This is a genomic window from Chitinophaga sp. Ak27, assembly GCF_012726295.1.
Lineage (GTDB): Bacteria > Bacteroidota > Bacteroidia > Chitinophagales > Chitinophagaceae > Chitinophaga.
Window position 1 is genome coordinate 66,760 of the sequence record NZ_JABAOB010000012.1, and the last position, 12,649, is coordinate 79,408.

The 12,649-nt window shown below is 43.5% G+C and carries 17 protein-coding genes and 1 tRNA gene; 10 read left to right on the forward strand and 8 right to left on the reverse strand.

Annotated elements, in window-relative coordinates; all coding sequences use genetic code 11:
• Positions 1-44: 44 nt before the first annotated feature.
• Genes HGH90_RS29430 through HGH90_RS29450 form a run of 5 tightly spaced genes read left to right on the forward strand, consistent with a single transcriptional unit; the run spans position 45 to position 3,411 of the window.
• On the forward strand, positions 45-245 hold the full coding sequence (locus HGH90_RS29430) for a hypothetical protein (RefSeq protein WP_168764594.1): 201 nt from the start codon (positions 45-47) through the stop codon (positions 243-245).
• Positions 246-294: 49 nt separating this feature from the next.
• Positions 295-696 (forward strand): HNH endonuclease, encoded by a 402-nt coding sequence (locus HGH90_RS29435; protein ID WP_169192582.1) that lies wholly within the window; start codon positions 295-297, stop codon positions 694-696.
• Between the two features lie 10 nt (positions 697-706).
• Positions 707-1,273: a hypothetical protein gene (locus tag HGH90_RS29440; RefSeq protein ID WP_169192583.1), complete on the forward strand. Its 567-nt coding sequence runs from the start codon at positions 707-709 to the stop codon at positions 1,271-1,273.
• 11 nt (positions 1,274-1,284) lie between these two features.
• Positions 1,285-2,277: a DUF4407 domain-containing protein gene (locus HGH90_RS29445; RefSeq protein ID WP_169192584.1), complete on the forward strand. Its 993-nt coding sequence runs from the start codon at positions 1,285-1,287 to the stop codon at positions 2,275-2,277.
• A 39-nt stretch (positions 2,278-2,316) separates the two neighbouring features.
• The gene (locus tag HGH90_RS29450; RefSeq protein ID WP_169192585.1) at positions 2,317-3,411 is read left to right on the forward strand and encodes a type I restriction endonuclease; all 1,095 of its coding nucleotides are present in this window, start codon (positions 2,317-2,319) and stop codon (positions 3,409-3,411) included.
• Between the two features lie 109 nt (positions 3,412-3,520).
• Here the strand turns inward: HGH90_RS29450 and HGH90_RS29455 are convergent, their stop codons facing one another.
• Positions 3,521-4,123: an FMN-dependent NADH-azoreductase gene (locus HGH90_RS29455; RefSeq protein ID WP_169192586.1), complete on the reverse strand. Its 603-nt coding sequence runs from the start codon at positions 4,121-4,123 to the stop codon at positions 3,521-3,523.
• 187 nt (positions 4,124-4,310) lie between these two features.
• On the opposite strand from HGH90_RS29455, the gene HGH90_RS29460 reads away from it, so the two are divergent.
• Complete coding sequence (locus HGH90_RS29460) at positions 4,311-4,688, forward strand: winged helix-turn-helix transcriptional regulator (RefSeq protein ID WP_169192587.1); 378 nt, start codon at positions 4,311-4,313, stop codon at positions 4,686-4,688.
• An 18-nt stretch (positions 4,689-4,706) separates the two neighbouring features.
• Here HGH90_RS29460 and HGH90_RS29465 read toward each other — a convergent pair whose 3' ends face one another.
• The gene (locus HGH90_RS29465; protein WP_169192588.1) at positions 4,707-6,524 is read right to left on the reverse strand and encodes a helix-turn-helix transcriptional regulator; all 1,818 of its coding nucleotides are present in this window, start codon (positions 6,522-6,524) and stop codon (positions 4,707-4,709) included.
• A 231-nt stretch (positions 6,525-6,755) separates the two neighbouring features.
• Between HGH90_RS29465 and HGH90_RS29470 the strand changes: the two genes are divergently transcribed.
• From HGH90_RS29470 to HGH90_RS29480, 3 genes are all read left to right on the forward strand, one after another.
• Positions 6,756-7,079, forward strand: a complete 324-nt coding sequence (locus HGH90_RS29470) for a DUF4870 domain-containing protein (RefSeq protein ID WP_168764602.1) — start codon at positions 6,756-6,758, stop codon at positions 7,077-7,079.
• A gap of 226 nt (positions 7,080-7,305) precedes the next feature.
• On the forward strand, positions 7,306-7,779 hold the full coding sequence (locus HGH90_RS29475) for a hypothetical protein (protein WP_169192589.1): 474 nt from the start codon (positions 7,306-7,308) through the stop codon (positions 7,777-7,779).
• A gap of 241 nt (positions 7,780-8,020) precedes the next feature.
• The gene (locus HGH90_RS29480) at positions 8,021-8,527 is read left to right on the forward strand and encodes a hypothetical protein (protein WP_169192590.1); all 507 of its coding nucleotides are present in this window, start codon (positions 8,021-8,023) and stop codon (positions 8,525-8,527) included.
• A gap of 143 nt (positions 8,528-8,670) precedes the next feature.
• Here the strand turns inward: HGH90_RS29480 and HGH90_RS29485 are convergent.
• A tRNA-Ser gene (locus tag HGH90_RS29485) sits at positions 8,671-8,755 on the reverse strand.
• 169 nt (positions 8,756-8,924) lie between these two features.
• Here HGH90_RS29485 and HGH90_RS29490 point away from each other — a divergent pair.
• Positions 8,925-9,362, forward strand: coding sequence for an acyl-CoA thioesterase (locus tag HGH90_RS29490; RefSeq protein ID WP_168764605.1), 438 nt, complete (start codon positions 8,925-8,927; stop codon positions 9,360-9,362).
• A gap of 1 nt (position 9,363) precedes the next feature.
• Here the strand turns inward: HGH90_RS29490 and HGH90_RS29495 are convergent, their stop codons facing one another.
• From HGH90_RS29495 to HGH90_RS29515, 5 genes are all read right to left on the reverse strand, one after another.
• On the reverse strand, positions 9,364-9,909 hold the full coding sequence (locus HGH90_RS29495; protein WP_169192591.1) for a hypothetical protein: 546 nt from the start codon (positions 9,907-9,909) through the stop codon (positions 9,364-9,366).
• Positions 9,910-10,159: 250 nt separating this feature from the next.
• A complete protein-coding gene (locus HGH90_RS29500) occupies positions 10,160-10,426 on the reverse strand; it encodes a hypothetical protein (RefSeq protein WP_145674052.1) in 267 nt (88 codons plus the stop codon).
• 103 nt (positions 10,427-10,529) lie between these two features.
• Positions 10,530-10,904 carry a VOC family protein gene (locus HGH90_RS29505; protein ID WP_169192592.1) on the reverse strand — a complete coding sequence of 125 codons (375 nt, stop codon included), beginning with the start codon at positions 10,902-10,904 and terminating at the stop codon, positions 10,530-10,532.
• A 143-nt stretch (positions 10,905-11,047) separates the two neighbouring features.
• A complete protein-coding gene (locus HGH90_RS29510; protein ID WP_211172708.1) occupies positions 11,048-11,854 on the reverse strand; it encodes a helix-turn-helix domain-containing protein in 807 nt (268 codons plus the stop codon).
• Between the two features lie 20 nt (positions 11,855-11,874).
• Positions 11,875-12,645 (reverse strand): GLPGLI family protein, encoded by a 771-nt coding sequence (locus HGH90_RS29515; protein WP_168764608.1) that lies wholly within the window; start codon positions 12,643-12,645, stop codon positions 11,875-11,877.
• Between the last annotated feature and the right edge of the window lie 4 nt (positions 12,646-12,649).

Below are 12,649 nucleotides of genomic sequence, written 5' to 3' on the forward strand. Positions count from 1 at the left end.
CTGCCAGTTCTTTTGTAACCCCTTATCTCCGAACCCATCGATCCATGAAACGTTTATGCGCCTGGCTGCTTATAGGCTGTGTTCACTGCAAACCGGTAAACGTGTATATCTGCGACAGCAAATATGCTACCAGGTATCATTATAATGTGAATTGCCGTGGACTCAGCAACTGTAAGCATCAAATCATCAGTATTCCCCTCGAAAAAGCAATGGCCACCAGGACCCTTTGCAAGTGGGAACAATGACCTGGCCCCGACCGGAACTATATTTCAATACACTCCAATTGTTGTTATTATGACCACTCCAGGCAACTCACCACATAGATATTTGCAGTTTAAGGGAGATCAATTTTATAGCAGGTATATCCAGGAAGATATTCCGGCAACAGCTGCCCCCGCAAGACCTCCGGACCCTGGCTTCCTCAACGGAAAATCTCACGGCAGCTATGGCGCACTATTATTTCACCCTCACTGGAAGGCGAAACGAAAGGAAATATTACAACGTGATATGCATCGTTGTGTGCACTGCCGCAGCGACAAAGACTTGCAAGTGCATCACCGGCAATACCACTTTATAGCACGCGAGCAACAATTCCGCCTTCCCTGGGAGTATCCCGGTCATCTGCTCATCACGCTTTGCGAATCCTGTCATAGTAAAGGGCATAGTAAATACAAAGTACCCACCATCACTATTTAATTAAATAGATATGAGCTTATTTGATATTTTCAACCGGCAACGCCAGAATGGGCACACCCATACCATGGCCATTGAAACCGCTATACCGGATATCCCGGAAACAACTTTCATTGAAAAGGCACCACCGGAAAAAGAGCCTGCCGATGAAAAACCAGTTACGCCGTTTAACGGCGGCATACATCTCTTATATGATTTCCTCGACAAGAATTATGAATCCAAAGGCTATAACGACGCATTGATCAATCCAGATACAACGCACCTGGAGCAAAATGTGATTGCGTTAAAGAATGACCTGGAAAGATCCATCCGAAAAGTAAAAACGTTCTACGAAGACTTTATCCGCCAAATTAATTTCCACATTTCGAGCAGAAGCAGGAGCGGCATGATCGATACCGTAGAAGAGCTTACCATCAAGAAGGAAATTGCGGAGAGCCATATCAGCCAGGTAAAAGAAATTGAAGCCCAGGCAAAGCTCAACGAGGGCGTTGGACATGGTATCATTATCAGCTATAGCCGGGGATTCAGGAATGGTTTGGCCGCCATTTCCAGTCATATCATCCTGAACAAAAACTTCTAAAACCGGGCGTTATGAAACATCTATGGGTTCGTTTCGGCTGCTTTATGACCGGATACAACTATAACATTTTACGCAACTGCAGCGAAGCTGCTTTTAAATCCGTGAAGAAATATACAGCAGCCATACTGATTGTTTGCATCCTGTGGTTTTTTATTGGTTTCGCATTTGCACACCGCTACCTGTCACTTAGCTTCCCAGGTTGCCTATTGGCTGGCATGCTCTCCACCCTGATCATTGTACAGGTAGAAAAGCAGATCGTACTATCTATTCATCCCAGCCGGTTACTGCTCATCCTCAGGGGCTGCCTGGCCTTTATAATGTCTAACCTCGGCGCTGTGATCATCGACCAGATTCTGTTTGAGAAAGATATCGAGATTGAAAAGATTTCCTACATATCGGAAAAAGTGAATAGGATACTGCCCTTGAAAACAGAAGAACTACGGAAGCAGATGGCCGCGCTGGATACGACGATTAATAAAAAAGAGCAGGAAAAAGATAATTACGTCGAAGATATCAGTAAACATCCTACCACAACTGGTACCACGATACAAACAACCACTAAGCGGGTGCCTGTACAAACCGTCACATCTTCCGGAAAGGATACGGAGGCCTGGAAGACAGTGACTGACCGTACCGTTACATCAATGCTGGTGCCCAATCCCAAAATAGCATTGATTCCCTCTCTCGACTCTACCATTGGCGCAATGCGGCAACAAAAAGCCCAAAAGGAAAATGAACTGCTCCACATCAGGCCCGCCCTTGAAGCAGAAATGAAAGCACATACGGGATTCCTGGACGATCTAACCATCATGATCCAAATGTTATCCGCCTCTCATGTGGCCCTGGCTTTCTGGTGCTTGTGGATCCTGTTTTTCCTGTTTATCGAGATGCTGGTATTATTCAGTAAAATGGGCGACAAGTCTAATGATTACGAAAAAGTGGTACTGCACCACATGAACTTACAGATGCGGCGACTTGATGCCCTGGGAAAAGGATTTGAATGATAAAACTGCAGACAACATCAATATCAAAAAAAATTTACGATGGATTTTAAAGATGAAATCAAACTCTTCGGCGACAAAGTCGAAAAGCTTAAAAACCAGATTCAAACAGAAGAAGCTACCAAGAATGCTTTTATCATGCCTTTCATTAAAGTGCTGGGCTACGATGTGTTTGACCCGTTTGAAGTAATGCCCGAATTCATTGCGGATATCGGTATCAAGAAAGGCGAAAAAGTAGACTATGCCATCCTGAAAGAGGGCAAGCCTTCCATACTCATAGAATGTAAACACTGGGGAGAAAGCCTGGACCCGCACAACTCCCAGCTTTTCCGGTACTTCCATACTACCAGCGCCAAGTTCGGCCTATTGTCGAATGGCATTATTTACCGGTTCTATACAGATCTTGCGGAGCAGAATAAAATGGATGATAAACCATTCTTTGAGTTTAACGTGACGGACATAAAAGATAACCAGATTGAAGAACTCAAGAAATTCCACAAGTCATATTTCAACCTGGAAAGCATTCAAACCACGGCGAGCGAGCTAAAATATATGAATGAGCTCAAAACGCTGATCAATGCTGAGTTCCAAAACCCCTCTGAGGGACTGGTTAAACTCTTTGCCAAACAGATATACAGGGGAATGCTAACGTCAAAAGTGGTGGAGCAGCTGGGTGCGCTTACGAAGAAGTCGATACAACAATACATCAATGACCTGATAACGGAAAGGCTCAAATCAGCGCTGAAAAAAGAAAATGACGCCGAGCCACCTGAGGTAGAAAAAGAAGCAACAACAGCAGTTGCCGTCATTGAAGAGAAAGGCGCAGTGATTGAAACCACCGAGGAGGAGAAAGAAGGCTACATGATTGTGAAAACAATCCTTCGCCAAAGGGTGAAGCCAGCCAGGATAGCCTATCGCGATGCACTGTCCTATTTCGCGATACTCCTGGACGACAATAACCGGAAAACAATATGCCGGTTGTATTTTAACAGTTCCCGAAAATATATCGGCACTTTTGACGAGCAAAAGAAAGAAACAAAGACAGAACTTATGACAATTGATGACCTCTTTAAGTTCGAAGAGGTACTTCATAAGACAGTTGAATGGTATGACGCAGAAAAAGCGCCGGCAAATTAATAACATCCGCCACATATAAAACCTGAAAGGAGTTATTTCAACACGAAATAACTCCTTCAATTTTCAATAGCGTCCGGGATTGCGCCCTATATGCTAATTAAAAGACATTCTAATCAATGCTGATACTATCTATGGCTTTCTCCATAGCATACTCCATTATGCCTGGCACTTTTAATCCTTCGGCACGCACTACTGTCAAATCTTTCATGCCTAAAAAGCCCAGGAACGCATGCAGGTAAGGTGCAACAAAGTCGTTAGCCTTACCGGGGCCATCTGAATAAACGCCTCCAGAAGACATGGCGACATACACCTTTTTCCCTGTTACCTTCCCTACTGGACCATTGTCACCATAGCCAAAAGTGATGCCTGCCCTTGTAATATGATCAATCCAGGCCTTTAATGAGGAATGAATCGTAAAGTTGTAAAGCGGAGCGCCGATCACAATAATGTCTGCTGCCAACAACTGCGCCACCATCTTGTCAGAAAAACGTATAGATCCTTTTTCTTCTTCCGTGAGCTGATCTCCGGGAATAAAGAAGGTACGAAGGACAGCAGGGTTCAGATGAGGAATGTCGATATCGACCAGGTTTAATTCTTCCAATATGCTGCCCGGATACTTCTCCTGAATCTTTTCGATGATAGCACGACCCAGCTGGATGCTATGCGATCCTTTCTGTTGTATACTTGACATTAAATGAAGGATACGTTTCATAAAATTTACCTGTTTTATAATTTTGTCATTTTAAATTCCGGGGCCGTCCGATTTCATTTTTTGTTAAAGAGGAAAGGATACCATACCGAATTATCAACAACAAAATTATGGTTACCAGGTAGTCAAAAGGGACTACTTACATAAAGGAAAGCGGTTACATTTATGTAATACAATTACATTTGTGTTTATGACAACGACTATAAATGAGCCCCTTCCAGACAAGGAAGCATGTACAAGTTCGCTTAAAAACGCCCTTGATGCGCTGTCTGTTATTAACGGAAGATGGAAGCTGGCGTTGATCCTATGTTTAATGCAATCTCCAAAGCGCTTCAGTGAGATTCAGCATGAAATGAGGGATATATCTTCCAGGATATTGGCGAAAGAATTAAAGGACCTGGAATTGAATGACTTTATCAAACGTCATGTATATCCAACCACGCCGGTAACCATTATCTATGAGGCAACCGGGTACAGCTGGTCTTTAAAAAGTCTGATAGGTGAACTAAGTGCCTGGGGAGGGCAACACCGGGAAAAGGTTAAACAAAGTATACGGCAACAATCCTGAGTAGGGGCATCTGCGGGTTTAACTGCCCAAAGCCTGCAAGAAAACATTCAGGTCTTCGTCTTTTCCCAGTCCAAGCTTTTGCTTGATCCTGTAGCGGCTCATCCGGACGCTTTTGGCTTCGATATTCATTAGCTGGGCTATCTGCCGAGTATCCATTTTAAGATAAAGATAGGCACATAGCTTCAGGTCAAGCGGGCTGAGATTTCTTTGCGCTTTTTCGTTAATCAGGTTAAAAAAATCGGGATGAACACGTTGGATCTGCAATTTTGCATTTTCGAAGTCGTTGTCAATGACCAGTTCTTCTTTTAATATCTTTTGCATATTTACCGGGTCGCCTTCAGATAATTTATCCTTTATGTTGAGCAACATGCGGTTTTTATGTTCCAGGTGTAATACATTGGCCATTACTTCCTTTTGAAGCTGTTGTTGCTGGGTTTCCATCAACCGCTGCTCTGCCACGAGCCTTGCCTGTTCTTCCTTCTGAAGCTTTATCTGTAACTCAGAATCCAGCTTTTCGAGTTGTAACTGCTTTTCCCGTTGCATGGCATAGCGCAGGCGGAAATGATAGGAACGGAACATAAACACCAGGCCAAGTAAGGAAGCCACTGCTATACAGGCATACAAATAATTTTGCAGCATCCGGCTTTTTTCCCGCTCTTTCAGTACCCTCATTTCATTATCCTTCCTCTCTGTTTCGTATTGTATCTCCAGCTTTTGGGCATTCTGTGCCTGCTTCTGACTAAAATTTTTATTGCTGTATTCTGTTACCTTTTCCTGGTATTCCAATGCTTTCTGGTAGTCGCCTTTGCGCTTATAAAGAGCCGATAATGCATTTACCACATTGATCATAGTATAATAATAAGGCGGTTGTTCAGTTTTCATTACCTCGTAAGCGTCCAGCAAATAGCGCTCTTCCCCGGCATTGTTATTTTCCCTCCGGGCATATTCGCTTAATATTCCTAAACTACTGGCCACAACTTCTTGGCTATTGCCTGCATCTTTCAACACGGTTCTGGCGGTTTTGGCGAAATGAACAGCCTGGGATTTGGCCCCTTCGTCTGTTTCCGGGAAATATTTCAGATAACAGCTGGCGATATTAATACATGCAATGGCATAGGTATAATCGGCCACCTGACCCGGGTATTGCCGGTAAAGCGCTTCCGATTGGCTTAAATAAAACAAGGTACTATCGAGTTCCTGCTTTTCCTTTTGGGTATTATAGTTATACTCATGTGCTACCGACAGCGCAGTATAACAGTTGCTTAACATGTTATAATCCTTTGTTTGCAGGATATTTTCTGTTGCCTTCCGGGCGTAGAAGTTTACTTTATCTTCGTTATTCCAGGTTGAATTTACCGCGTACAGTTGATAGTATAATTTACCAGCGATGGTATGATCCATCTTCTGTTTCAGCTCTTTCAGGCCGGCCTGACAATTTTTCACCACATTTTCGGCATCGTCGAGGGTTTTATATAACAGTGCCCGGGCATAGTAAGCGTAGGCCATTGCCACCGGGTCATTCGCCCGTTGGGCCATTAACAGGGCAGAGTCGCTTGTTTCCTTCAGTGTGGTCAATTCTTTGGTGTTGCTCTTAATATTTACCAGCAGCGTGTAAGCTTTGGCTGCTCCTGTATAGTTTTTATTTTGTAAGGCGGTTTGGATGCTTAGCCTGACCGCAGACAAAGCAGCTTCATAGTTTTTATTGATCCTTTCGCTTTCAGCCTGTTGTAAAAAAATACCTGGCTGATCTTTTTGAGCAGCGGCCGTTTGTGCAAAACCATCCAATGACAGGCTAATATAAATGCATATTAATAGAGAATACAGCAAGAATTTCATGCCGGCAAATTACTATAAATTGGTAAAAGTGCTCGCAAGAATAAAACAATATGAATATAAACATTCTATATAAATAATTGATAAACAACCATATTAAAACAATGTAGTCGTATTGTAGACGCTCGTTCGCTCAGAAGGTAGACGCTTTGTAGGATAACAAGGTTTGGAACGCCCGGTGTTCCAAACGGATATTTGTGCCAGGCAATATTGCCCGACAAATCGTTACATTTTATGAACAACCGCACCTTATCTGTTATCTCCTACATTACACTGATTGGATGGCTGATTGCTTATTTTTCCGGAAAAGACCGGGCAGACAATTTACTTAAATACCATCTGAAGCAATCTCTGGGTCTGGGCATTATCAGCATTGCAGTGAGTATTGTTTTGAACATTATAGCCTATGTCACGCCGGCACTGTCATTCCTGGGCCTGATCGGATATGTTTTAACGGTATTTTGGATATTGGGAATGATTAATGCCGGCAATGGCGCCGAAAAACCGGTACCGGTATTTGGCAAAATGTTCGAGGACAAATTTGCTTTTATCAACTAGCAGGGTATTGAGATCCCCCCGGAATTTAATACCATGCTGGTTACTGCAAGCGTATACAAAAGTCATCTCTTCCTTAAAACAATTCCCATCTCCATTGCCCAATGCCCTTTGTGTAAAGCAAGGGGCAAAATTGAGCTGACTTTTTATCAATTGCAGCTGAAAGCAGACCGGGTAACGCAGGAGTATCTTTAATATGTGTATTGTTTTACGTAAATAAAATTCAAAAATGAGCAATTACAAATATTTCACGCAGGAAGGGAACAAATTTCATTTGAAAAGCAGTATGTCCACAGCAGTTGTTCGCACGGTAGTATGCCTGGCTATCGGAGTAGCAGTATATATTATTATTCCGCCGGAAAAGAAAATTGGCATATGGGCTGCATTACTATTCCTGCTTTTGGGCTTGATCAACTTATTGAAAACAACCAAAAAATTAACGATTGACCCCAACGCAAAAACCATTGCCCATAAAAATAATGCCTTGAATAACGAAGTTGTTTATCACTTTAATGAGTTTGAAAATTTCTATGTACTTAACACTAAGTATCTCTTTATAACACTGGATAGTACAGCCTTTTTTATATTCACTCACAATGGAAACGAGAGGCGTGTACCCATTGTAGCAGGGTTATTCAACAAACAATCTGCCCAAGATGCGATCAACGAAGTGTCAGCGATCATGGGAATTGAAGCAAATTAGGCGGACAGCAAGTTCCTTTATGGCTGAACAAAAATAGCAACAGGTACGTTTCTGGCTTTTCGACAAATTACATCCCGGTAAAAACCACTCCCGCTGGCGCATCTGACTTGCCCGAATTGTCGGGCATAAGGGCTTACCTGAAACAATTTGTTACAAGAGGAACAGGATGGCGTGGTTACTGGCAGTATAACACGGAATATCTTCAGTATAAAGAGGCCTGGTAAATAAAGAGACGATAAATATGAATAAATATCAGTTGAAAATAACATCCCGGGAGCTGAGCATTAAACCCTATTTTGGCTTTATGCCCAAGATAAAAGCGTTTGCCCTGCTGTCCGTTTTAATTTTTGCGACAGTTCCTTTTATGGGCAATTGGATGAATAACCACATCAGGTATACACTGTATGGTATCGGAGCCATTATGGTGTTTTATGCGATCTATGATTTTCTGTTTAATGTAAATGTGAAGTTTCTATTTGACAAAAATGCGGGGGTCATTTACAGAATTAACGCACCTTTTCTAAGACAACGGTTAATGACGTTTGAGGAAATGACGATCATCAACGTTTCCGGGGATCCCGGTTGCATGGAATATGCAATCGGTCAAAAGAAAAAGCAGTTCATGAAAAATTATTCCATCAGCGATACCTTCACTAACAGTAAAAAAAGTAATGCCAGGGAGCAGGAATATGTGGAACAAGTGCTAAATCCTATTTTGGAATTTGTAAAAAGTGACCATTCTTCTTAGAAGACACAGTTCTTTGTAAATAAATGCCACGAATGCCGCGATTCATTTCGTGAAAATGTTATGATTTTTGGCATTTCGGGAAATAAAAAAGCCTGTAAATTAAATATCTACAGGCTTTTAGCACCTTTTAAGAATGTTACTAGCGGAGAGTCAGGGATTCGAACCCCGGGACCTGTTACAGTCAACAGTTTTCAAGACTGCCGCAATCGACCGCTCTGCCAACTCTCCATGCCGCGAAAGTATAAAACGTATCGATCCAAAAAAAATTTGTTTTACTAAAAAAAATCGTTAAAATAGCCCACCCTGGCAGGTATACAAGGGTAGTAGCCGCCAACGTATAGCCGTTATAGGTAGCTATCCCCTCCGCTTCCTATCCCCTTTTTACGTAAATTTAAGCATGAACGTATTTTTTGAAGGACCTGTACTATGGTCACAGATTGATGCCAACATGCATCTGCGGCATTCGGCCTATGCTGATTTCGCGGCGCAAGCCCGGCTTAGCCTGCTGGAGCGGGTAGGACTGGATGCCCGTCAGTTCTTAAGCCTGGGAATAGGACCCATCCTTTTCCGGGAGGAATTACTGTATCACCGGGAAATAAACCCTAACGATACGGTGAAGGTGACCTGCGAAATGACCCGATGCAAATCTGACGCTTCCCGCTGGTCTATCAAACACGAAATTTTCAGGGGCGATGGTACCAAATCCGCTACGGTGCTGGTGGACGGCGCCTGGATGGATACCCGCAAACGTAAGCTGACAGGACTTACGCCAGATTTGCTCGAGAAATTTAACGACATTCCACGTAGTGAGGACTTCGTGGAAGAAAAGGTTTGATTTATCTCCTGGTCAACGGCTTACCCTCATGTGTATACTCCTGCCGGTCGGACTCCAGCTCCTTGATAAAAGGTAGCTTGTGCTGCAGGTATACCCTCGATGATTGCTCCAGGTAGTTGTCCAGCTGGAAGAAGGCTGCCGCCCGGGTAGCCCCCAGCAACTTATTCATGCGACGGAAATAACGCATTTGCAAACGACCAAATTCCAGGTCGTTGTTAATCAGCTGTTTGGTCAGTGAATTCAACTTCTTTTCGTCCAGGGAAGCAAATTCCTCATTGTACATTTTTAGCAACGTAATACGTTCCGATAACCACGGACTTTTTTCTGTTTCATATTCCAGGAATGCCTCCTGGAAGGCCCGCTCCTCTATCGGAGAAATTTTCAGGAACTCACTGAACAGTGATTCCTTGTTCTTACCAAAGATCTGTGTTACCAGGTCTTCTTCTTTTACCACAGCGGCTGTTGTAGTAACGGCGGTTGTAGCTTTTTGGGCAAACAGCCCACCCCCCGCTACCAGCAGCAGCAGCAAACAAATAAAATTTTTCATATGTCGAAGTTTTAGGATTAATGGCAGGTTCAGCCACTGGTCCCATGCATTAGGGGGTATAGAACACCAGCTCAAAAGGGCGGTGACGCTCGCGTAAACAGATCATTAAGCAGGTGTAGTGCCCACTACATAAATGGCAGTGAATCCACCGTAATCAATAAAACAATTTTATGCTTCAAATAGTTGCACTATTCAAAAAAATAGGCCCGGTACCGCAGTACCGGGCCTATCGCAACAATACGACAGCATATTAATTCATCGTTTGTCCATTGGCACGCATAAAAATATCGTAGGCTTCACTCGTCCAATGCTGATAATCTTCCAATCCTATTCCTAAACGTTCATCCCGTTCTACTTCTTTATACTCTCTGCAGTCCCAGTAGCCCCTGGCCAGCGACTGAATATTCTGCGAAACGGCTACCGGACCTGTCTCATAATCGGCAGGATAACTCTTGTAGTTGCCAATCGCTAATTCCTGGATCTCATGCTTTACTGCATCCTTGCTTTGTTTTGCCATGGTTAAAATTTTTTAGTTACCATCACCGAAACAAAAATGAGTCCTGTTTAGTCTGGTGCCAACCGATTTTAAGATTTCATTATCTTAAAAAAATGTTAATGACCTATGGTTGTGAATAAGTTACAATATCGATCCCTACCCCATTAGGATCTGCAATAGCGAAATGCCGGTCGCCCCAGGGCTCATTGCGGATGGGGATTTTAATCGCTGTTCCCTTCGCTTTAATGCGTTCATACACCTCATCTACCTTCTCCACTTCTATCGTCAAATACACTCCTTTACCTTCGAAGGCCGGCCGGAATAAGGGTTGTTGAGACGCGTGTTCCGGCAATAAAAAACTGATCTCCGATTGCTTGTCCGGTGTATGTAACAAGAGATAAAAATCGTTTTCAAATGTCACTCCAAAGCCTAATATCTCTGTGTAAAACCGCTTACTCTCCGCTATTTTGGAAGTAATAATGCCTGCATTCAATTTCATTTTTCCTGGTTTTGTCTGTGAATAAATGGGCCCTGCAAAGCAGCATAATAATACCCATAATAAGCCCTGCTTCATATTTTTTTTGTTAGATGACAACAAAGCTAGGGCAACCTCGAAGGCAAACATTGTAAAAAACGGACAAATTAAAGCAGGACTTTCGAAGGAGTAAGACCGTATAATTGCTTAAATGATTTGATAAAATGAGCCTGGTCATAATAACCGGTATCCAGGTAAGGACGCTGTTTCCGGTGATGCGTCATGCGCTGCAATGTTTTCTGAAACCGGACTACTTCGCTGAAAGATTTAGGCGTATCGCCCACGTAAAATTGAAATAAGCGACGCAATTGCCGTGGACTGATACCTACCGCTAACTCTTTTTCGATACCAATCATTCCCCCGGTATCAAGTATCATCGAAATGGCCTCATATAAGCGGCTATCAGCGGTAACGATACCCTTACTCAATAATCCAAGCAAATACTCATCCAGCAAAGCTTTCATCTCTCCTAAAGCTAAACCGGGATGAAAACGCGCTGCCAGAAAAGTAGCCAGTGGCTGGCAAATAGCATCCAGCGGCGCCGACTGGTCGGTCAGCTCCGCAGCATTTAGCCGGTACAACAAGGGCAACATACCCGGTAAGAAACGGATGCCCACAAAATGGAAATCCCCCTGCAGCGGAAAAGCCGTATAGGAATTGCTAAACCCCATCAGGTAACTTTCTGTTGGCTGATGGGGTTCAAAATAAATATCTATGCATCCGTCTGCTATCACCCGGTAATGGTAAGGCGCCGTTAAAGGCCCCGTGGATTTAAGTTCCCAGTAACAGTATACATATGCTAGCAATCCAGTATGTGGCAATAATTCGCGATACAACACCGGTCCCTTTTCCTGTTCTGCTGCGGGCTGAACAGGCTGATAAAGCTGCCGGAAATGTTGTAATACCTCCATCATGTCAGTGGTCTGTACTGCAATTATAAGGAAATTGACCGTAGATAAAGCGGACCAAATCCGCCCCATTTCCCGATGGTTTTGTTAAGGCCTTCCCGCAGGGCTTTATTATTCACCGCCTTTCCCTTCGTGGGGGGCAACAGCGTACCTTCCTTAATATCATCTACCAATACCTTAGTGGCAAACCAGGAAGTATGCTCATGTGGTAAAGCAACTCCCAATATCATTCCCGGTAAACCGGCAAAAGATTCCGGGCCTCCCGGTGTTACGATGGCATCGGTATAAAATGCCACCACGTATACAGAGTCCATAATGATGGCGTTGGCCCGGCGGCAATCAAAACCGGCAATTTTGCGCGTTTCATCGGTAATCTTCCAATGGATAGGCCGGATACTGTCTTTTACCAGGAACAGCTGCTCAAACACTTTCTTTTGCGATACCGACTGCATACTGTCGAGCTTCGAATACACCACATTTGCGCTCGCAGGTGCGTCCCCCATAAATGGGTTCTTATTTTCAGGGTTCTCTCTCCCTGGCTTATATAAACTGGTGTTACCCGCAAACGAATAGTCGAAATAAGTGACCTGGAACTGGGAAGAGCTCTTCTTAATAGATTCATACCAGGAGTGCTCCTGCTCTCCCTTTAAGGCCTCATCCATCTGGGCATGCAGGTTAACCCGCTTTTCATATTCGATACGTCCCTGCAGCAGGAAAGGCGATACCTGCGCCTGTAACGATAAAGTGCATAATATCACTAAAACGGTTAAACGTAATTTTAATCGAAGATTATTCATGATC

Coding starts and splice junctions, on each gene's coding strand:
- HGH90_RS29490 (WP_168764605.1), top strand. CDS start 8,925: ATGAACGTATTTTTTGAAGGACCTGTACTATGGTCACAGATTGATGCC.
- HGH90_RS29455 (WP_169192586.1), bottom strand. CDS start 4,123: ATGAAACGTATCCTTCATTTAATGTCAAGTATACAACAGAAAGGATCG.
- HGH90_RS29470 (WP_168764602.1), top strand. CDS start 6,756: ATGAACAACCGCACCTTATCTGTTATCTCCTACATTACACTGATTGGA.
- HGH90_RS29435 (WP_169192582.1), top strand. CDS start 295: ATGACCACTCCAGGCAACTCACCACATAGATATTTGCAGTTTAAGGGA.
- HGH90_RS29510 (WP_211172708.1), bottom strand. CDS start 11,854: ATGATGGAGGTATTACAACATTTCCGGCAGCTTTATCAGCCTGTTCAG.
- HGH90_RS29480 (WP_169192590.1), top strand. CDS start 8,021: ATGAATAAATATCAGTTGAAAATAACATCCCGGGAGCTGAGCATTAAA.
- HGH90_RS29445 (WP_169192584.1), top strand. CDS start 1,285: ATGAAACATCTATGGGTTCGTTTCGGCTGCTTTATGACCGGATACAAC.
- HGH90_RS29440 (WP_169192583.1), top strand. CDS start 707: ATGAGCTTATTTGATATTTTCAACCGGCAACGCCAGAATGGGCACACC.
- HGH90_RS29500 (WP_145674052.1), bottom strand. CDS start 10,426: ATGGCAAAACAAAGCAAGGATGCAGTAAAGCATGAGATCCAGGAATTA.
- HGH90_RS29515 (WP_168764608.1), bottom strand. CDS start 12,645: ATGAATAATCTTCGATTAAAATTACGTTTAACCGTTTTAGTGATATTA.
- HGH90_RS29505 (WP_169192592.1), bottom strand. CDS start 10,904: ATGAAATTGAATGCAGGCATTATTACTTCCAAAATAGCGGAGAGTAAG.
- HGH90_RS29430 (WP_168764594.1), top strand. CDS start 45: ATGAAACGTTTATGCGCCTGGCTGCTTATAGGCTGTGTTCACTGCAAA.
- HGH90_RS29475 (WP_169192589.1), top strand. CDS start 7,306: ATGAGCAATTACAAATATTTCACGCAGGAAGGGAACAAATTTCATTTG.
- HGH90_RS29495 (WP_169192591.1), bottom strand. CDS start 9,909: ATGAAAAATTTTATTTGTTTGCTGCTGCTGCTGGTAGCGGGGGGTGGG.
- HGH90_RS29465 (WP_169192588.1), bottom strand. CDS start 6,524: ATGAAATTCTTGCTGTATTCTCTATTAATATGCATTTATATTAGCCTG.
- HGH90_RS29460 (WP_169192587.1), top strand. CDS start 4,311: ATGACAACGACTATAAATGAGCCCCTTCCAGACAAGGAAGCATGTACA.
- HGH90_RS29450 (WP_169192585.1), top strand. CDS start 2,317: ATGGATTTTAAAGATGAAATCAAACTCTTCGGCGACAAAGTCGAAAAG.